This window comes from Actinomadura sp. WMMA1423 (assembly GCF_006547145.1).
Lineage (GTDB): Bacteria > Actinomycetota > Actinomycetes > Streptosporangiales > Streptosporangiaceae > Spirillospora.
Genome location: NZ_CP041244.1, coordinates 4,024,299 through 4,040,832, shown reverse-complemented (window position 1 = coordinate 4,040,832; position 16,534 = coordinate 4,024,299). Strand labels below are relative to the sequence as shown.

At 70.8% G+C, this 16,534-nt stretch carries 18 protein-coding genes; 9 read left to right on the top strand and 9 right to left on the bottom strand.

The genetic code is table 11. The annotated features are described in order from the left end of the window. Window positions 1-49: 49 nt before the first annotated feature. From FKD65_RS18705 to FKD65_RS18695, 3 genes are read left to right on the top strand one after another with little or no spacing between them, the layout of a single operon-like run. On the top strand, window positions 50-496 hold the full coding sequence (locus FKD65_RS18705; protein ID WP_141578719.1) for a DUF6069 family protein: 447 nt from the start codon (window positions 50-52) through the stop codon (window positions 494-496). Between the two features lie 18 nt (window positions 497-514). Continuing rightward, the gene (locus tag FKD65_RS18700; protein ID WP_141578718.1) at window positions 515-871 is read left to right on the top strand and encodes a YciI family protein; all 357 of its coding nucleotides are present in this window, start codon (window positions 515-517) and stop codon (window positions 869-871) included. Further along, window positions 868-2,085 (top strand): RNA polymerase sigma factor, encoded by a 1,218-nt coding sequence (locus tag FKD65_RS18695; protein ID WP_141578717.1) that lies wholly within the window; start codon window positions 868-870, stop codon window positions 2,083-2,085. Before FKD65_RS18700 ends, FKD65_RS18695 begins: the two co-directional genes overlap by 4 nt. A gap of 85 nt (window positions 2,086-2,170) precedes the next feature. On the opposite strand, the gene FKD65_RS18690 is transcribed toward FKD65_RS18695, so the two are convergent. The 5 genes from FKD65_RS18690 to FKD65_RS18670 all read right to left on the bottom strand — a co-directional run bounded on the left by FKD65_RS18690 (window position 2,171) and on the right by FKD65_RS18670 (window position 5,821). Next, window positions 2,171-2,632: a hypothetical protein gene (locus FKD65_RS18690; RefSeq protein ID WP_141578716.1), complete on the bottom strand. Its 462-nt coding sequence runs from the start codon at window positions 2,630-2,632 to the stop codon at window positions 2,171-2,173. Between the two features lie 168 nt (window positions 2,633-2,800). Then, window positions 2,801-3,265: a hypothetical protein gene (locus FKD65_RS18685; RefSeq protein ID WP_141578715.1), complete on the bottom strand. Its 465-nt coding sequence runs from the start codon at window positions 3,263-3,265 to the stop codon at window positions 2,801-2,803. Beyond that, window positions 3,262-3,723: a hypothetical protein gene (locus tag FKD65_RS18680; RefSeq protein WP_141578714.1), complete on the bottom strand. Its 462-nt coding sequence runs from the start codon at window positions 3,721-3,723 to the stop codon at window positions 3,262-3,264. The genes FKD65_RS18685 and FKD65_RS18680 overlap by 4 nt, the downstream gene beginning before the upstream one ends. 57 nt (window positions 3,724-3,780) lie before the next feature. Further along, window positions 3,781-5,025: a helix-turn-helix domain-containing protein gene (locus tag FKD65_RS18675; RefSeq protein WP_141578713.1), complete on the bottom strand. Its 1,245-nt coding sequence runs from the start codon at window positions 5,023-5,025 to the stop codon at window positions 3,781-3,783. A gap of 88 nt (window positions 5,026-5,113) precedes the next feature. Then, window positions 5,114-5,821, bottom strand: a complete 708-nt coding sequence (locus tag FKD65_RS18670; RefSeq protein WP_141578712.1) for a hypothetical protein — start codon at window positions 5,819-5,821, stop codon at window positions 5,114-5,116. A 189-nt stretch (window positions 5,822-6,010) separates the two neighbouring features. On the opposite strand from FKD65_RS18670, the gene FKD65_RS18665 reads away from it, so the two are divergent. After that, window positions 6,011-7,204 carry a helix-turn-helix transcriptional regulator gene (locus tag FKD65_RS18665; RefSeq protein ID WP_141578711.1) on the top strand — a complete coding sequence of 398 codons (1,194 nt, stop codon included), beginning with the start codon at window positions 6,011-6,013 and terminating at the stop codon, window positions 7,202-7,204. Window positions 7,205-7,379: 175 nt separating this feature from the next. Here FKD65_RS18665 and FKD65_RS18660 read toward each other — a convergent pair whose 3' ends face one another. Continuing rightward, window positions 7,380-7,991: a dihydrofolate reductase family protein gene (locus FKD65_RS18660; RefSeq protein WP_168221093.1), complete on the bottom strand. Its 612-nt coding sequence runs from the start codon at window positions 7,989-7,991 to the stop codon at window positions 7,380-7,382. A gap of 116 nt (window positions 7,992-8,107) precedes the next feature. Here FKD65_RS18660 and FKD65_RS18655 point away from each other — a divergent pair, with 116 nt between their 5' ends. Continuing rightward, window positions 8,108-8,722 carry a TetR/AcrR family transcriptional regulator gene (locus FKD65_RS18655; RefSeq protein WP_141578709.1) on the top strand — a complete coding sequence of 205 codons (615 nt, stop codon included), beginning with the start codon at window positions 8,108-8,110 and terminating at the stop codon, window positions 8,720-8,722. Between the two features lie 156 nt (window positions 8,723-8,878). Here FKD65_RS18655 and FKD65_RS18650 read toward each other — a convergent pair whose 3' ends face one another. Continuing rightward, window positions 8,879-10,267, bottom strand: coding sequence for an NAD(P)/FAD-dependent oxidoreductase (locus FKD65_RS18650; protein ID WP_141578708.1), 1,389 nt, complete (start codon window positions 10,265-10,267; stop codon window positions 8,879-8,881). 338 nt (window positions 10,268-10,605) lie between these two features. Here FKD65_RS18650 and FKD65_RS18645 point away from each other — a divergent pair, with 338 nt between their 5' ends. Next, window positions 10,606-11,352, top strand: a complete 747-nt coding sequence (locus FKD65_RS18645) for a L,D-transpeptidase family protein (RefSeq protein WP_141578707.1) — start codon at window positions 10,606-10,608, stop codon at window positions 11,350-11,352. Window positions 11,353-12,028: 676 nt separating this feature from the next. Next, complete coding sequence (locus FKD65_RS18640; protein WP_168221092.1) at window positions 12,029-12,664, top strand: IPT/TIG domain-containing protein; 636 nt, start codon at window positions 12,029-12,031, stop codon at window positions 12,662-12,664. Between the two features lie 81 nt (window positions 12,665-12,745). Here the strand turns inward: FKD65_RS18640 and arfB are convergent, their stop codons facing one another. Further along, a complete protein-coding gene (arfB, locus tag FKD65_RS18635; protein ID WP_141578705.1) occupies window positions 12,746-13,171 on the bottom strand; it encodes an alternative ribosome rescue aminoacyl-tRNA hydrolase ArfB in 426 nt (141 codons plus the stop codon). A 156-nt stretch (window positions 13,172-13,327) separates the two neighbouring features. On the opposite strand from arfB, the gene FKD65_RS18630 reads away from it, so the two are divergent. Further along, the gene (locus FKD65_RS18630; protein ID WP_168221091.1) at window positions 13,328-14,167 is read left to right on the top strand and encodes an IPT/TIG domain-containing protein; all 840 of its coding nucleotides are present in this window, start codon (window positions 13,328-13,330) and stop codon (window positions 14,165-14,167) included. Window positions 14,168-14,229: 62 nt separating this feature from the next. After that, complete coding sequence (locus FKD65_RS18625) at window positions 14,230-15,096, top strand: oxygenase MpaB family protein (protein ID WP_141578703.1); 867 nt, start codon at window positions 14,230-14,232, stop codon at window positions 15,094-15,096. 168 nt (window positions 15,097-15,264) lie between these two features. On the opposite strand, the gene FKD65_RS18620 is transcribed toward FKD65_RS18625, so the two are convergent. Continuing rightward, window positions 15,265-16,377 carry a S1C family serine protease gene (locus tag FKD65_RS18620; RefSeq protein WP_240810231.1) on the bottom strand — a complete coding sequence of 371 codons (1,113 nt, stop codon included), beginning with the start codon at window positions 16,375-16,377 and terminating at the stop codon, window positions 15,265-15,267. Window positions 16,378-16,534 lie beyond the last annotated feature (157 nt).

The following is a 16,534-nucleotide window of genomic DNA, read 5'->3' as shown; positions in this document are numbered from 1 at the left end:
AAGGTGAGAGGCCGGCAACGGGCCGGCCGTCGCTCACCGGAGGGCCACGATGTCCGTCACCACCGCCAGCGCCACTACCACGAGCGCCACTACCACGAGCGCCACCACCACGAGTGACGCGTCCGCCAAGTCGCTGATCGTCGGGGGCCTGACCGCCGCGGCCGTCGCCGCCGCCGCGACCTCGGGTGTCGCCGTGGCGGGCGAGGCCGCCGGAGTCGGTCTCGACATCGCCGGCGAGCCGATCCCGGTGGCCGGGTTCGCCCTGCTGACCGCCGTCTTCTCCTGCGTGGGCCTGGTGCTCGCCCTGGTGCTCCGGCGCTGGGCCCGCCGCCCGCGCACGGCGTTCGTCCGCACCACCATCGTGCTCACGGTGATGTCGCTGGTGCCGGACGTGCTGGTGGACGCCCCCGTGTCCACCAAGTTGCTGCTGATGCTGACGCACCTGGTCGCGGCCGCGATCGTGATCCCGGCGGTCGCCCGCCGCCTGCCCGCCTGACCCGCAGAGGAGCACGCCGTGAAGAAGTACCTGCTCGCCGTCCAGTTCGACGAGAGCACGCCGTGGCCGTCCGAGGAGGACCTGGCGGAGCAGCACGCCCGGACGGCCAAGGTCACCGAGGAGATGAAGTCGGCCGGGGCCTGGGTGTTCACCGGCGGCCTGCTGCCCTCGCACGCCACCACGGTCGTCCGCCCGGGGGACGGCACGGCCACGATGACCGACGGCCCGTTCGCCGAGACCAAGGAGCAGCTCGGCGGCTTCTGGGTGGTCGAGTGCGAGGACCTCGACCAGGCGCTGGCCTGGGGCGAGAAGTGCGCGCTGGCCTGCGGGTCGCCGATCGAGGTGCGCCCGTTCGAAGACGCGCAGTGGAGATGAGCGCGGACGGTACCGGACGGCGCCCGGATCTGGAGGGCGTCTACCAGGCGGAGTACGGCCGGTGCGTGGCCACGCTGACGCGCCTCCTCGGCGACATCGGGCTCGCCGAGGAGGCCGTGCAGGACGCCTTCGCGGTGGCCGTCCAGAAATGGGACGAGATGCCGCCCAATCCCGGGGCGTGGATCGTGACCACCGCCCGCAACCGGGCGATCGACCGCCTGCGCCGGGAGTCCACCCGCGAGGCCCGCCACGCGCAGGCGCTGCTGCTGCACCAACCCGGCGAACCGCAGGAGGTGGGACCGGTGCGCGACGACCAGCTCCGCATGATCTTCACCTGCTGCCATCCCGCGCTGTCGCCGCCCGCGCGGGCCGCGCTCACCCTGCGGCTGCTCGGCGGGCTGGAGGTGGCGGAGATCGCGCGGGCCTACCTGGTGCCGGAGGCGACGCTCGCCCAGCGGATCGTCCGCGCGAAGAAGAAGATCCGCGACGCGGGAATCCCCTACCGGGTGCCTCGCGCCGCCGAGCTCCCCGACCGGCTGGCCTCGGTCCTCACCGTGCTCTACCTGATCTTCAACGAGGGGTACGCCTCGACGTCGGGGGAGCTGGTGCGGACGGACCTGTGCCTGGAGGCCGTCCGGCTGGCCCGGGCGCTGGCCGGGCTGATGCCCGACGAGCCGGAGGTGCTCGGGCTCCTGGCGCTGCTCCTGCTCACCGAGGCCCGGCGGCCGGCGCGGGTGGGGCCGTCGGGCGAGCTGGTCGTGCTCGCCGAGCAGGACCGGTCGCTGTGGAACCGGGAACTGATCGCGGAGGGGCACGATCTGGTGCGGCGCTGCCTGCGCCGCGGGCAGCCCGGGCCCTACCAGTTGCAGGCCGCGATCAACGCCGTCCACACCGACGGGCCGGAGACCGACTGGACGCAGGTCCTGGCGCTCTACGACCAGCTGCTGGCGCACTCCCCGACCCCGATCGTGGCGCTCAACCGCGCGGTCGCCGTCGCCGAGGTGCACGGACCGGCGGCGGCGCTCGCCATCGTCGAGGAGCTGGACCTGCCGGGCTACCACCTGCTGCCCGCCACCCGCGCGGAGCTGCTCGCCCGCCTCGGCCGAACCGCCGAGGCCGTCACCGCCTACGACGAGGCGATCACTCTGGCCGCCAACGACACCGAACACGCCTTCCTGCGGACGAGACGGGCACGCCTGACCCCGGACGCCTGACCCCGGGCCCCAGGAGGCCTGAACGGCCGCCCCACCGGACAAGAAGACCGGGTTCGTCGCCCCTCTGCTCCGGCGCCCGGGCGGGCTATTCGCCGATCTTCTTCGAGTACAGGGTGACCGTCGACTCTGGGCTCGCTTTCGTCCCGGCTCTCGGGCTCTGCCGGACGACGACCCAGTTGCGATCCCACAGCAGCATCCGGCCCTGCCCCGTCGCGTCCTCTTCCGCCAGCATGAAGAACCCGGCGGCCTGCATCTCGTTCTGCGCGGTCTGGTGGTTGTGCCCGACTACGTTCGGGACGCGGACCTTCGCCGGAGACTTCGACGGAGACGCGGCGCTGGGAACGCCCGGGGGAGCGTGGCTCGCCTTCGGAGTGCTGGGGGCCGCCGCACGCGTCGTAGGCGTTTCCGCCGCCGCGGGTGTCGTGCTCTCCTGCCTGGCCGCGGCGGGTTCGCCGGAGCCGCTGATCCCGATCCCCGCTGCGCAGCCGCCCAACATGCCGACCCCGAGGCACGACACGGCGATGACCGCGACGATCGGTCCTGGCACGCCCGTGCGGTGAGGCGGTGGCGGAGGCGAAGGATGCATACGGATTCCCGTCCTTGGTGACTGTGCCACTGATGAGGCGTCTGTGAGACGGCCGCACCACCGACTCCGTGCACATGCAGTTAGTTCTTTGTCACTTTCCGGTGAGAGGAGAGGCGACGCGCCCTGTCATCACGGGATGGCCAGCAGCTTGGCGGTGATGAGGAGAGCCGCATCGGTGAGGTGGTCGGCCTCGGCTATGGGGGTGCCTTCACTCGTCCAGAACCACAGCCGCCCGGCGTCGGACGGGCGCGTCCGACACACGATGTCCTCGGTGAGGTCTGAGCCGGGCGCTGTGACGCGCAGGCCCGCGATCGTCAGTTCGGTCTCGAGCTTGCGGGCCTTGAGGCACTCTTGCAGGACGCCGAGCCGGGCGTGCGCGGTCTCCGACTCTCTGGCGGTGGCCAGCAGCCCGCGAAGCCGGTCGACCTCGGCGGCTCTCAGCCACGCGTATCCGCCGGACGGTGGGAACCGGTACGGGTTGCGCTGGGCTTCCCACGGAAGGTCTGTGCTGGGGAGGTGCTGGAACGCCCAGTCGGGGAAGTCGGCGCGCAACGCGGCGAGCTCCTCGCCGCAGTCGGCCTCGCTGCCGCTCATCGCCCGGCCCCCAGCCCGAGCACCGGCATCATCCGGTCGGCGGCGCCGGTTATGTCGCCGATGGGGCCGAGTTCCGTGCCGGACGCCCAGGAGAAGACGCCGCGCCTGGCGTGGACGGTGCGCAGGATTCCGGCGCGCGTCTTGGCGGCCAAGGTCAGGCCCTGAGCCTTGGCGGTCACCCCACGGACGTGGAGCGCGTCCCGCAGGGCGAGGACCGCCCGCCCGCAATCGACCGCGTCCACCTCGTCCAGCAGCATCCGTAACCCGCCGCAGGACCCCGCCCCGAGCACCATCGACCCAAGCGCCCCCTCCCGCACCGCCCGAAAGGACGCGAACGGCATATCGCCGCCCTCAATCACCCATCCCGGGAACTCGGCCCGCAGATCCGCCAGCCGCTCACCGATGTATTCGAGCGGCGCCGCAGCAGATGGCTCGCTCTGTCCTTGTGTCTGTGTCATGCGCCGCAGCATCGACCGAACGGCGGCCCCGCGCGGACAGGATTCCTGTCCCCTGTGTCAGACGAGCACGCCGATCCGGTCGGCCAGGTCTCGGGCATCCTGGCGAAGCTCCGCCGGGCCCTCCTTGGCCAGCTCCACTGTCATGCGCCGGGCGTATCCGTTGTAACGGATCGTCTCGGGCGCCGCCATGTACGCCATGTCCAGGGTGCCGAGCACGGTGGCCGGGTCGTCGGCGAGCCGCCATGCGCGCGCCACTTCGATCAGGTGGCGGCCCCGGCGAGGCTGTGACGGGATGGCCGCGCCCTCAGCCCGCCGCGCCTGCCTGCGGGCTTCGCCGCCCTGCCGGAGCTCGACCGCGATCGTGACGGCGTGGGCGCCCATGATGACCCGCGAGAACGACGTCATCGGGTCGTAGTGCCCGGCGGGCAGGGATCGGGCGATGCGGTCGGCGCGGTCCCACCACCGCCACGCCGTCCCGGACTGGCCGGCACGTGCCGCCGTGTAGGCGACCTCATGATGCAGCGCACCCCAGATGGCGCGCAGGTCGTCGTCCGCGTCGCCCGCGCCGTCCACCCGCGGGCGGATCAGGTCCAGGCCCTCACGGTTGACGGCCTCGGCGGCGTCGAAGTCACCCGCGTCTCGGTGGGCCTGCGCGGCGAGCCAGACCGCGCAGCCGAACGTGTGCGGGTCCTCCGACTCCTCGGCCGCCATGACGGACCGCTCGACGATCCGCCAGAGGAGGTCGGCGCCCGGCTGGTAGGCGACGAAGAACTGGGCGAGGTTGTAGACGCCGGCGAGGAGGGCCAGCGCCCGGCGCCGCTCACCACCCTCGTAGGCGCGGGCGGCGTGCTTGGCGTCGCGGATCAGGTCCGGTAGCAGCGCGCCGAGCACGGTCCGGTGGTCGGGGGCGGCGTGCCGGGCCCGCCATGCGGCGTCGAGCCGGGCCTGTAGGTGCGCCAGCGGAGGAGGCGGCCCGGTCATCGACACGGCCACGGCGTTGACGGCGTCCCGCACGGCCGCTAGCGCGGGGTGGCCGGGGCCGCGGAACATGCTCATGGGGACAGGCTCGCCACCGGTGAGCGTCGCGATGTCGCGGAGCTTCAGGGCTTCGGCGATGCTCAGTAGCGTGGGCAACTTCGGCTGGCCGATCTCACCGCGCTCGACGGCCTTCACCCAGCGGGCGTTCCGGCCGATCAGCCCGCCCAGGACCTCCCGCGACATGCCCCGGCGCCGCCGATGGAACTGGATGCGCTGCCCAACGGACAGGTCAGGGTCGAAGGGATCGATGCCACGGTCGCTCATGAGCCTGCACCTTCCTGAGTCTCGACAACTCCAGGCTAGGCGTGGCCCTATACCTTTCACAGGGAAGCGGCGGTGAACGACGTCCCGGTCATGGCGTGGCCCTCAGCTTGGCGGTGATGTGCAGGGCGGTGTCGGTGAGGTGGTCGGCCTCGGCTATGGGGGTGCCTTCGCTCGTCCAGAACCACAGTCGCCCGGCGTCGGACGGGCGCGTCCGACACACGATGTCTTCGGTGAGGCCCGAGTCGGGCGCGGTGACGTGCAGGCTTGCCACCGTCAGTTCGGTTTCGAGTTTGCGGGCCTTGAGGCACTCTTGCAGGACGCCGAGCCGGGCGTGTGCGGTCTCCGACTCTCTGGCGGTGGCCCCCAGCCCGAGGACCGGCATCATCCGGTCGGCGGCGCCGGTTATGTCGCCGATGGGGCCGAGTTCCGTGCCGGACGCCCAGGAGAAGACGCCGCGCCTGGCGTGGACGGTGCGCAGGATTCCGGCGCGCGTCTTGGCGGCCAAGGTCAGGCCCTGAGCCTTGGCGGTCACCCCACGGACGTGGAGCGCGTCCCGCAGGGCGAGGACCGCCCGCCCGCAATCGACCGCGTCCACCTCGTCCAGCAGCATCCGTAACCCGCCGCAGGATCCCGCCCCGAGCACCATCGACCCAAGCGCCCCCTCCCGCACCGCCCGAAAGGGCGCGAACGGCATGTCCCCGCCCTCGATAGTCCACCCCGGAAACTCATCCCGCAGCGCAGCCAACCGCTTGTCGATGCCGTCCTCGGCGAGCGGGGAGCTGGGGACTGTGCTCATAGCCGGACCTTCCTCCGGTGAGGTCCCGAAAACACCGGCGTTCGCTCGCCGGCCGGGACCGCTCGCGTGTCCTTTGACACCTTCCGCCCTCCACCCGACCGCATCCGGCGTTACCTTGGAAGACGTTGCGTGGTTGCCAGTGTGCTGCGCGCAACGTCGGCGGCGGTCCCCGGACGAAACGGGTGGGCGATGACCTTCGGTGCGGAGTTGCTCAAACTGATGGCCGAGCGCGGGCTTTCGCTGCGCAAACTTGCTCCGGCCGTCCCCTGCGACGTAGGGCACCTGTCGAAGGTCTCCCGTGGCCTGCGGTCACCCTCGGAGGCGCTCGCCGAACGCCTGGACGAGATGCTGGGTGCCGATGGGGCTCTCGCGGCACTCAGGCAACCGGTGAAGTCGCGGCGGACGTCCGGCGACGCGACGGTGCCCGCCGAGCCTGATGCCCAACTGTTCGAGTTGGCGGCGCGGGCCGGTGCCTCCGACCTCCCGCACGGCACCCTCGACCTGCTGGACAGTGTGATCGACCGCCTGTGCCGCGACTATCCCACCGTCGCTCCCGAGTTGCTGAGCGTGCGCGGTCAGGCCTATCTCGCGCACGTGCTACGCCTTCTCGACCGCCGAGTCTCCCTGACCGAACACCGCGAGTTGCTGGTGCGGGCGGGCTGGCTGTCGGTCCTGCTGGCCTGCACGCTGTTCGACGGCGCCGACAAGCTCGGCGCCGAACTCGCCCGCCGCACCGCCCGACGCCTCGGCGAGCAGGCCGGGCACGGCGAGGTGATCGCATGGTCATGGGAGGTGGCCGCCTGGTTCGCACTCGTCGAACGCAACTTCGATGAGGTGGTCGCCTACAGCGAGGCGGGGCTACGGCACGCGGGCACGACGAACGCGGCCGTCCAGCTCACCTTGCAGGCCGGGCGCGGCTATGCGCGCATGGGTGACCAACGCGCCGTGGACGCATTGCGGCACGGCCGGGCGATCTTGGATCGGCTGCCGCGTCCTGACAATCCTGAGCATCACTTCGTGTTCGATCACGACAAGTACGAGTTCTACTGCTCAACGATCTACACGATGCTCGGCCGGGACGACGCCGCCGAGGAACATGCCACCGAGGTCGTCGCGCAGTGCGTCCGGCGGGGCGACTCAGTGCGCTGGCCGATGCGGTACGCCATGGCCAACCTCGACCTCGGACTCGTCGCCGGGCGGCGCCGTGACCTGGAGGGCGCCGTCCGTCATGGACAGGCCGCGCTGGAGCCGGCGCGCCGGTCAGGTGACCTGCTGCCGCGGGCGACCGAACTCTGCGGGCGGCTGAAGGAGGACTTCCCCCGTGAGCGCCGGGTCGCCGAGTTCGCCGAGCAACTCCACGCACAACGCGGCGCGCCGTCCTGAGGCGACCGCGAACCACCCAGCCCGCCATCATCGCCGAACTCGGCCTTTGCGCCTCCTCCTGTCCGCGGCTGCCTGGGCGGGTCCATCAAGGTTCACCCGTTGCGTCGGCTTGCGACAGGTGGCCCCATCGGCGAGCGCAGGAAGGGCAACGCGCCACAAGCCAACGGAGGGGACTTCACCGTCGACGCGGTCGAGGTTCTTGGACACCGTGCTGGGGGGTTGGGGTCGAGGGGGGTGTGTGCAGGTCGTAGGTGTTGAGCAGGGCGCCGGAGGTGAACCGCCGACTTTGGGTCAGCCGTAGGTCTTGCACCGGGTGACCCCCGTTGAACAGCGGTGTTCCGCCGCCCAGGAGGACGGGGTTGACGACGAGTCGCAACTCGTCCAGGACGCCGAGGCGGATGGCGGCGGTGGCGGCCCGGCCGCCGGCGAAGAGGGCGAGGTCGCGGCCGTCCTGCCGCTTGAGGTCGGCGAGGGCGGTCGCCGGGTCGTCGCCGAGCAGGTGGGAGTTGTTCCAGCGGGTGCTCCGGAGCGTGCGCGACATGACGTACTTCGGCAGATCGTGCATCCGGCGCCGCTGCGTGGGCGAGACCTCATCGCCGGCCGTCGGCCAGTAGCTCGCGAGCTGCTCGTAGGCCGTCCGGCCGAAGACCATCCCGCCGATCGACTCCAGCATGTCGTCCAGGTGGGACTGGAACTCCTCGTCGGCGAACCGCCAGTCGATGTCGCCCGCCGGGTCGGCTATGTACCCGTCGATCGACACGTTGATGTGCAGGAACAGACGTCTCACGGGGTCTCCTCGGGTCGCGTTCGGAGGTCGACTTTTTGGAAGGTCGACCAAGAAGTCGTACCCGGCACGCTACTACACTTTTTGAACGTGATGTCAAGAAGTCGTACGCTGGGGCAATGCCACGAACCGGACGGCCGCGCACCTTCGATGACGACCAGATCGTCGGCAGTGCCCTTGAGCTCTTCTGGCGCCGCGGATACGCGGCCACCTCGTTCCGGGATCTCAAGGAGGACCTCGGCGTGCTGCCGGGCAGCCTCTACGGGGCCTACGGCAGCAAGCACGCACTCTTTCTCCGTGCGCTAGGGCGTTACGTGGACGCCACTCGGGAGCAGGCCGACGCCATGGCCGCCGAAGGGCCCGTCCTGCCTCGCATCCGGGCACTTCTCCTCGACGTCCTCCAGGCCGCGCGGTCGGCACCGGGACGCGGCTGCATGCTCGGCAACTCCGCGGCCGAACTCCTTCCCGAGGACGAGGCCGTCGGTCGGCTGGTGCACGGGGGCTTCAGCGCGTTGGAGGACGGATTGACGCAGGCCCTGCGCGCCGCGCAGCGATCCGGCGAGGTCCGTCCCGGGATCGACTGCGGGGCGCAGGCGCGACTCCTGCTCGCGCTCATGCAGGGGCTCCACGTCCTCGCCCGCGCCGAACCCGACCCCCTCCGCCTGGCCGACGCGGTCGATGCCGCCCTCGCCGCGTTGACCGACCACTCCGTGCCAGGCCAAGCGTCCGAATAGTGGCCGTCACCAGTTCGAGGACAGCCGGTTCTCGCGGGGCGGGTTTCGGCTCGGACGCGGGGAGCAGGTGCTCGGTCGAGTTGGTGGTGACCAAGTCCGAGCGGGACCGGACCGCCGTTCTCAGACGTGTTGGTCCTGCCGCTCGGGTGAGCCGGTTCAGCCGCTGATCTCCTTGGCCGCGCGGATGCCCGACAGGTAGGCGCCGTGGACGGTGGCGAAGTTCCTGCGGCTGGTCGCCTCGCCGGCGAAGTGCACCCGGTCGCCCACGCGGGCCGCGAGTTGGTCGCGCGTGGCGGGCGTCGAACCGACCTTGTAGAAGGAGTACGAGCCCCGAGCGTACGGGTCGGACGCCCAGCGGGTGATCTGGTGGCCCGTCGGGGTGGGGATGCTCGCGCCGAAGATGGTCCTCAGGGTGTGCATGGCGCTGTCGACGATCTGGGCGTCGCTCCAGCCTTCGATCGTGCGGCCGAAGGTCGCGGCGTTGAAGCCGAGCAGCACGGGCCGGCCGGTGGGGCGCGCGATGTTGATCCACTGCTCCCACTGGCCGTACCTGTCCAGGTCCGGGACGTAGGTCAGCCAGTCGGTGTCGGGCCAGAACACCTTGGGAAAGCGCAGGTAGCACTTGTCGAGGACGCCCATTCCGAGCTTGCCGATGGCGGTGAGCTTGGCAGCGGGCAGTCCGGGGACGAACTTGACCGCGCCGCTCTGCAGAACGCCCAGTGGCAGCGTGACCACCACGTATTCGGCCTGGTAGGTGGCCTTGCCGGTAGTGACCGTCACGCCGGAGGAGTTCCAGGCGACCTGCTTGACGACCTGCCCGGTGTGCACGGACAGCCCCTTGGCGAGGTAGTCGGGGACGGCTCCGTAACCGCCGGGGAACAGCACGTCCTTGCCGTTGGCCTTGGCCTCGTCGTTGAAGTACAGGGCCGACATCTGGTCGACGCTGCCCGAGTACTCGTGTTCGTAGTCGTTCAGCGCGTATGAGACAAAGGTCTTGGCGCTGGCGGAGAGGCCGGACCAGCCGAGCGCGCGCTGGACGACCTTGCGGACAGGGGCGTCCCGCGTTGCCTCGTCCTGGTAGGTGGACAGCGCGTCGGCGGTGTCCGTCATCCGGCGCTGGAGTGCCTCTGCCTGGGCGCCCTCGGCCTTCCGTCCGTCGGCGAGGTAGTCGGTGGAGCTGCCGGGGTCGGTCACCACCGTCCGCGCGCCGGCCATCTCGGCCAGGTCGGTGATCGGGTTGCCGTCGACGCCGTGGATCCAGGACGCGCCCATATCGAGCGGCATGCCGGGCCACTGCCTGCTGGTCCAGACGCGTCCGCCGATCCGGTCCCGCGCTTCGAGCACCGTCACCCGGCGGCCGCGGTCCGCCAGGTGACGGGCCGCGGAAAGGCCGCTGACACCGGCGCCGACGACGACCACCTCCGTCCGCCGGGGCTGGTGCACGGCCTTTCCGCTGCTCTGCTCGTCGCAAGAGGAGGAGAGGACGGCGAGACCGGGCAGGCCCAGGCCCGCGCTCCGCAGGAAGCGTCGGCGCTGCATCGTCATGGTCGTGACCCGATCTGTGCTCTGACATGGGAATGCGGCGAACGCTCCGCCGCGCTCGTCCGGCCGCTCGTGGACGTGAAAGCCGCGCGGGCCCCACCGACGCCCGACCGGCCGGGACCGCCTCATGCGCGGCGGCCACCCCCTCTACCGGTTCTCTTCCCCACCTGCGGCACCTGGCGCGGGCGATGGCCAAGAAGATCCTGTTCCACGGCGCGTCCGCCTGACCGCCCCGTGGCCCGAGTGAGATGACCTTGGTCGGGGTAGAGGTGTGGCGGGCCGGGCATGGTCGGTCCGGTGCGGGAAGGCTGGTCCGGCGCGGGAAGGCTAGGGAGCCGCTCATGCGTTCTGGTGCTGCGCGGGTCACGGTCGCGTCCGCCGCTTCGCTCCTCTCTGCCGCCTCGCTCCTGGTCGTCACGGGCGTCCTCGCTTCGCCCGCGTCCGCCCAGGAAACCCCGGCGCAGGATCCTTGCCGAGCGCTCGGCCAGGGGAAGACGCGCTATGCGGCGGGTGCGGCCCGGCATGTGGTGTTCGCCGTGGCGGCCGACTACGGGACGACCGAGGTGACCGTCACCGAATGCGCCAGGACCGGGCGCTCGTGGAAAGCGCTCCTGACCGCCCCGGGACATGTCGGGCGCAACGGCTACGCCGAACCGGGCGCCAAGCGTGAGGGGGACGGCAAGTCGCCGACCGGCTCCTACAGCCTCACCGAGGCGTTCGGGGAAAGTGACCCCGGCACACGCCTTCCCTACCGCAGGCTGCGGGAGAGCGGCGACTGCTGGGGCTCGACGATCGGCGACCGGCGGTACAACCGCTACTACCGGGGCGCGTGCCTGCCCGCCGACGAGGACCTCTCGAAGATCATGAAGAGCGGCCCCTACCGGCAGGCCGTGGTGATCAACTACAACCGCCCCCCGGACTCGCGGGTCGTGCACGGCAGCGGCTCCGCGATCTTCATGCACGTCGGCACCGGCCAGACCGCTGGCTGCGTCTCGATGGAACAGCCCGTCCTGGAGTCCGTCATGCGCACGCTCCGCCCGGGAGACCGGATCATGATGGGTACGGCCCAGGCCCTCTTCCGCCGCTGAAAGCCCGGCGGCCTAGCGCAATGCCCCGCCCCGGCGGAGTGGTGAACTTCGGCCGGTGACGCTGGACGTTCCGCCCGCGGCACACCCGCCCCGCACCCGTTCCACGATCAACGCGATGATCGATGGCCGAGGAGTGAGCCCTTTTTGCAGCCATTGTGCGATTGAATTTAGAGATCTATGCTGGGCTCTCTGATTTCGGTTTGATGACCCTTAGAAGGGGGAATTTTTTGGGGGCGGGGGCGAGAAGTATAAGGCGATCACAGTGTGGCATGTGAATGCTCCCCCCACGGCGTCCGCGAGCACGCCCCTGATGCCCAGGTGCTCCGTGGGACGGCCCCAACGATCCCCTGGCCTCCATGTGCGAAGTGCTCCATATTTCCGTGCGTAAGGGCGCGCGGGATCATTCTGGAGCGGAGAAGCGGACGTGAGCGTCCCCGTAAATGGTCTCCATCGGTGTCGATCTCTTGGGCGGGTTCCGGTGTGGGTGGAGTCCGTGAAGATCGGCGGAACCGAAAGGAAGAATCATGGCGCTAGTGGTACTCACTGGCCTTGCCTGTGGTCCGCAGGGGACCAATCAGGGCAACACCGGACAGACTCTACGTGTCCAGGCTTCCGGAGGCGGCCTGTCGGGCACCACCTCGGTCAGGATCGGTACCAGGTCGGTCCCCCAACCTCGGTGACCGACACCGAGGTCCAGTGCATCGTCCCGGGGGGCTGCGGGGTGGCGCCGGTCACGGCCGTCCTCGACACCGTCGTCACGAGCACTCCCCGCAACTTCTACTACATCGCCAGCCCGGTCCTGTTCGACATCGAGCCGGCTGAAGGAGAAGCGCTGGCTCCGAGTCCGATCAGCTTCAACGGGAACTTCCTGTTGACCACCAACCAGGTGTTGTTCAACGGGATCCCGAGTACGGCCCCTCCGGTCGTCGTCAATGACAACCAGGTACTGGCCACCCCCGTCTCCATCGACCCCGTAGGCGGCAGCCCCTGGAGCCAGCCGGTGGTCGTCGGCGTGCGCACCGCCGGCGGGAGCACCTCGCTGTTCAACGGCTTCTACCTTGCCTACGACCGGCCCGCGGTGTCGGCGATCTCACCCACCTCCGGTCCCGCCGGCGTCGAGGTGATCGTGACCGGTACGGCCTTCGTCAGCAACTCCATCAACGTCACCTTCGACAGCCACGTCGCCGAGTTCAGCCCCGTCTCCGACACCCAGCTCGTCGCGCTCTCCCCGACCGGCGTCACCGGAACAGTCGATCTCGTTGTCCACACACCCGGCGGAGCCAGCGAACCGGTCCCCTTCACCTTCACCTAGACACCTTGCACTGGACACCTTGCGAACACTGCCGAACACGACGCCCATCCTGGCCGGTCCGTACGGCCAGGGCACCGGGATTCAGTCCCAGCGGGCGGTGCGCTGGCGCTTCACGGCGCTGCGGCGCTTCTTGTTCTCCAGCCGCCGCTCGTTGATGCCGCGCGGGACCTTCTTCGGGACGCGCTTCTTCGGCGGAGGGGCCGTCGCCTCGGCCAGGATCGTCGCCAGGCGGGTGCGGGCCGCGTCCCGGTTGCGCTGCTGGGAGCGGTACTCCTCGGCACGGATCGTGAGGACGCCGCGGACCAGGCGCCCGGCGAGGCGCTCAAGCGCGCGGGCGCGCAGCGGCTCCGGCAGGGACGGGGAGTTCGCGACGTCGAAGGAGAGTTCGGCGGCGGTGGCGCTGGTGTTGACGTGCTGCCCGCCCGGCCCCGAGGAGCGGGAGAAACGCCAGGCGAGCTCGGACTCCGGGATGGAGACCGAGCCGCGGACGTGGATCTGGGCGGACATACACCCATTGTCGCAGGGAAGGAGCCGTCCCGTCGCTCCAATAACCGCCGGACCAGAAGCCGTCCCGGCGAGGCTCTTTCCACCGAATCCCTCTGTCCAGACCTCTACAGATCGTCCCCCGGCGTTCGGTTGGACGCCTTGTCGAAGGAGCACGCGGTGCCACAACCTGTCATCACCTCACTGGAAGCAGGAGAGAACGGCAATAACCAGGGGCATTTCGGGCAGACGCTCGTCATCCGCGGCACCGATCTCGCCGGGGCCACCCAGGTCCACATCGGCGGGAGGACGGTGGTCGGCACCGTCGACCCCTCGGGGACCTTCATCACCTGCCTCGTGCCGGTTGGCGCCGGAATAGTGAACGTCTCCGTCACCGGGCCGGACGGCACCAGCGCCCCGCCGCTGCCGTTCTACTACATCGCCGCGCCGGTGGTGCTGAGCGTGGCGCCCGTGGGGGGATCCGCCACGGCCCCGCCCGTGATCACGCTGCTCGGCCAGAACCTGCTGACGGTCCGTCACGTGCGCATCGGCCCCACGGAAGAAGACGCCACGGAGGCCCGGTTCACCTCTGTGTCCAACACCGAGGTCACCGCCATCCCACCGGCCGTCCCCCTGATGGGCGGACCCCCCTGGACGCAGCTCGAGAACGTTTACACCACCACCGCGGGCGGCGAGGTCGTCTTTCCGGCGACCCCCACGCTTCCGGCGGGCTTCACCTACTACGACGCGCCCGTCATCACCTCCCTCGTCCCCAGCAGCGGCATCCCCGGCAGTCAGATCCTGGTCAACGGCACCGCTTTCGTGAGCCCGCTGATCGTCGCCCACTTCTCCGAGGACTCGACGACGCCGATCCCGGGGACCGTGGTGGTCAACTCCAGCGCGCAACTGCTCGTCACCGTCCCTCCGGGACTCAGTACGGACTCCACCTTCGTGCGCATCATCACCCTCGCCGGGCAGAGCAACGCGATGCGCTTCACCTACATCCCGCCGCCGACCTGATCGCGGACGGACCGGCCGCCCCGGCTGGCGAGAGGTGAAAGTAATTACTTACACTGGGCGCCATGACCGCGCCTGCCACCCCTGCCACGCCCGGCACGCCCGCCAGGAACGAGGGCCTGTTCCGGGACGACGACCTCATCCGCGTGATCACGCGGGAGGGCGTGCTGATCGCCGCGGGCGGGGCCGCGTCGCTGCTCCAGACGGCCCACCCCAAGGTCGCTCAGGGCGTCTACGACCACAGCTACACGGCGGACGACCCGCTGCGCAGGCTGCGGAACACGATGGGCTGGCTCTACGCCGTGCAGTTCGGGACGCGGGAGGAGGCCGAGACCTTCAGCGCCCTGGTCACCAAGGGCCACTCGGCGGTGACGGGCCCCGACTACGAGGCGAACGACCCGGAGTTGCAGGTGTGGGTCGCGGCCACGCTGTTCGCGGTGGCGGCGCAGTTCTACCAGCTCGTCTTCCGGCGGACGTTCACCGACGCCGAGCTGGAGGAGTTCTACGGCCAGACCAAGGTCTACGCGACGATCCTCGGCTGCCCGGAGGAGCGGATGCCGGAGACCTACCGGCAGTTCCGCGAGTACTACGCGGACATGGTGCAGAGCCTTGAGATCACCGACGCGTCGCGGGCCATCGCGGCGCAGGTGCTCGCTCCGAAGCTGCCCGGCGGGCCGCTGCACGCGCCCGGCCTGGCAGCGATCCGGCTGCTCACCGCGGGGCTGATGCCCGCGCCGATCCGCGAGCAGTACGGGTGGAGGTGGGACGCGGGACGCGAGCGCCGGTTCCGGCTCCTGGTCGGGACGATCGCGCTCGTCTACCCGCGCCTCCCGCTGCGGGTCCGGACGCTGCCGCGCGAGTACTACCTGCTCACGACGCGGCGGATGCTGGCCAGGATGAAGCGGCGTCCCACCGTCCGAGTGCGGAGCTGAGCTCGGGGACGGCGCAGAGCGGCCGCGTGACGCACAGGCAGGTCACGCGGCCGCTCTTCCCTTGCTCGGTCCTCCCGCCCGGCCCGGCCGGGAGGACCTCCTGACCCGGGACGCCGCCCGCCGCCCGCTCCCCCCAGAGCCTTGGCCAGACGGCGTCCCGGGACAGACCTAGGTGCCGGCGATGATCGCGTCGGCGGCCTTCCTGGCGGAGTCGATCGAGATGGCGAAGCCGACCCCGATGTTCCCGCTGCTGCTCCCGGACGTGGCGATGGCGGTGTTGACGCCGATCACCTGGCCCGCGGCGTTGACCAGCGCGCCACCGGAGTTCCCGGGGTTGATGGCGGCGTCCGTCTGGATCGCGTTCTTGATCACGGTTCGCTGCTGCTTCGACAGCTGCCCCTGGAGCCCCGGCGGGAGCTGCTGCTGCTGGTCGCCGCCCTCCTGGATCTCGCGGCCGAGCGCGCTGACGATGCCGGACGTCACCGAACCGTCCAGCCCGAGCGGGCTGCCCACCGCCAGCACCTGGTCGCCGACCGCGACGCTGCGGCTGGAGCCGAGCGTGGCGGGCCGCAGACCCGAGACCCCCTGCGCCTTGATCACGGCGACGTCCTCCGCCGAGTTGGCGCCGAGGACCTGAGCGGACGCCGTCTTGCCGTCGCTGAACTTCACCGCGACCTGCTGGGCCCCCGACACCACGTGCGCGTTGGTGAGGATCACGCCGTCCGAGCGCAGGATCACGCCCGAACCGCCCTCGACGCCGGACGCCGTCTGCGCCTGGATCGACACCACGCTCGGCTGGACGGCGGCGGCCACCTGCGCGGTCGTGCTCTTGGACGTGACCCCGGAGACCGCCGTCGGGCTCGAGTAGACGGTGCTCTCGTGCGTCAGGGCCAGCACGACCCCCGCGCCGGCGCCGCCCGCCCCCAGGGCCAGCGCCATCGCCGCGCCGACCGCGGCGAGCTTGTGCCGCGCCGTGCCGAACATCCCCGCCCCCGACCCGCCCGCGCCCGACCCGCCCGCGCCGGACCCGCCCATGGCCGACCCGCCCGCGCCGAACCCACCGGCGCCGAGCCCGCCCGCGCTCGGCCCACCCGCGCCCGGTCCGCTCGCGCCCGGTCCACCCGTGCCCAGCATGCTCGGGCGGGACGCAGCGTCCGCCGGCTGCTGGGGCGGCGGCGGGACGTTGCCCGTCCACTGCGGGTACGGGTCGAACTCGGGTCCGCTGGGCTCTCCGGCTCCGCCGGGCTCCAAGGGCTGCTGCTGCGGCCTGTCGGCGTTCATCTGGACCCCCTGTCGCTCTCTCACCATGAAGAGTGCGCCCCGGATCTGCAGGCCGCCTGGAGTCAACCTGAAAGTGTGCTGAACACCAGCACGACATGAAAACGCGGCCGGGGGTCGTCCCCCGGCCGCGGTGACCGGCCCTCAGCCGGCCGGTCAC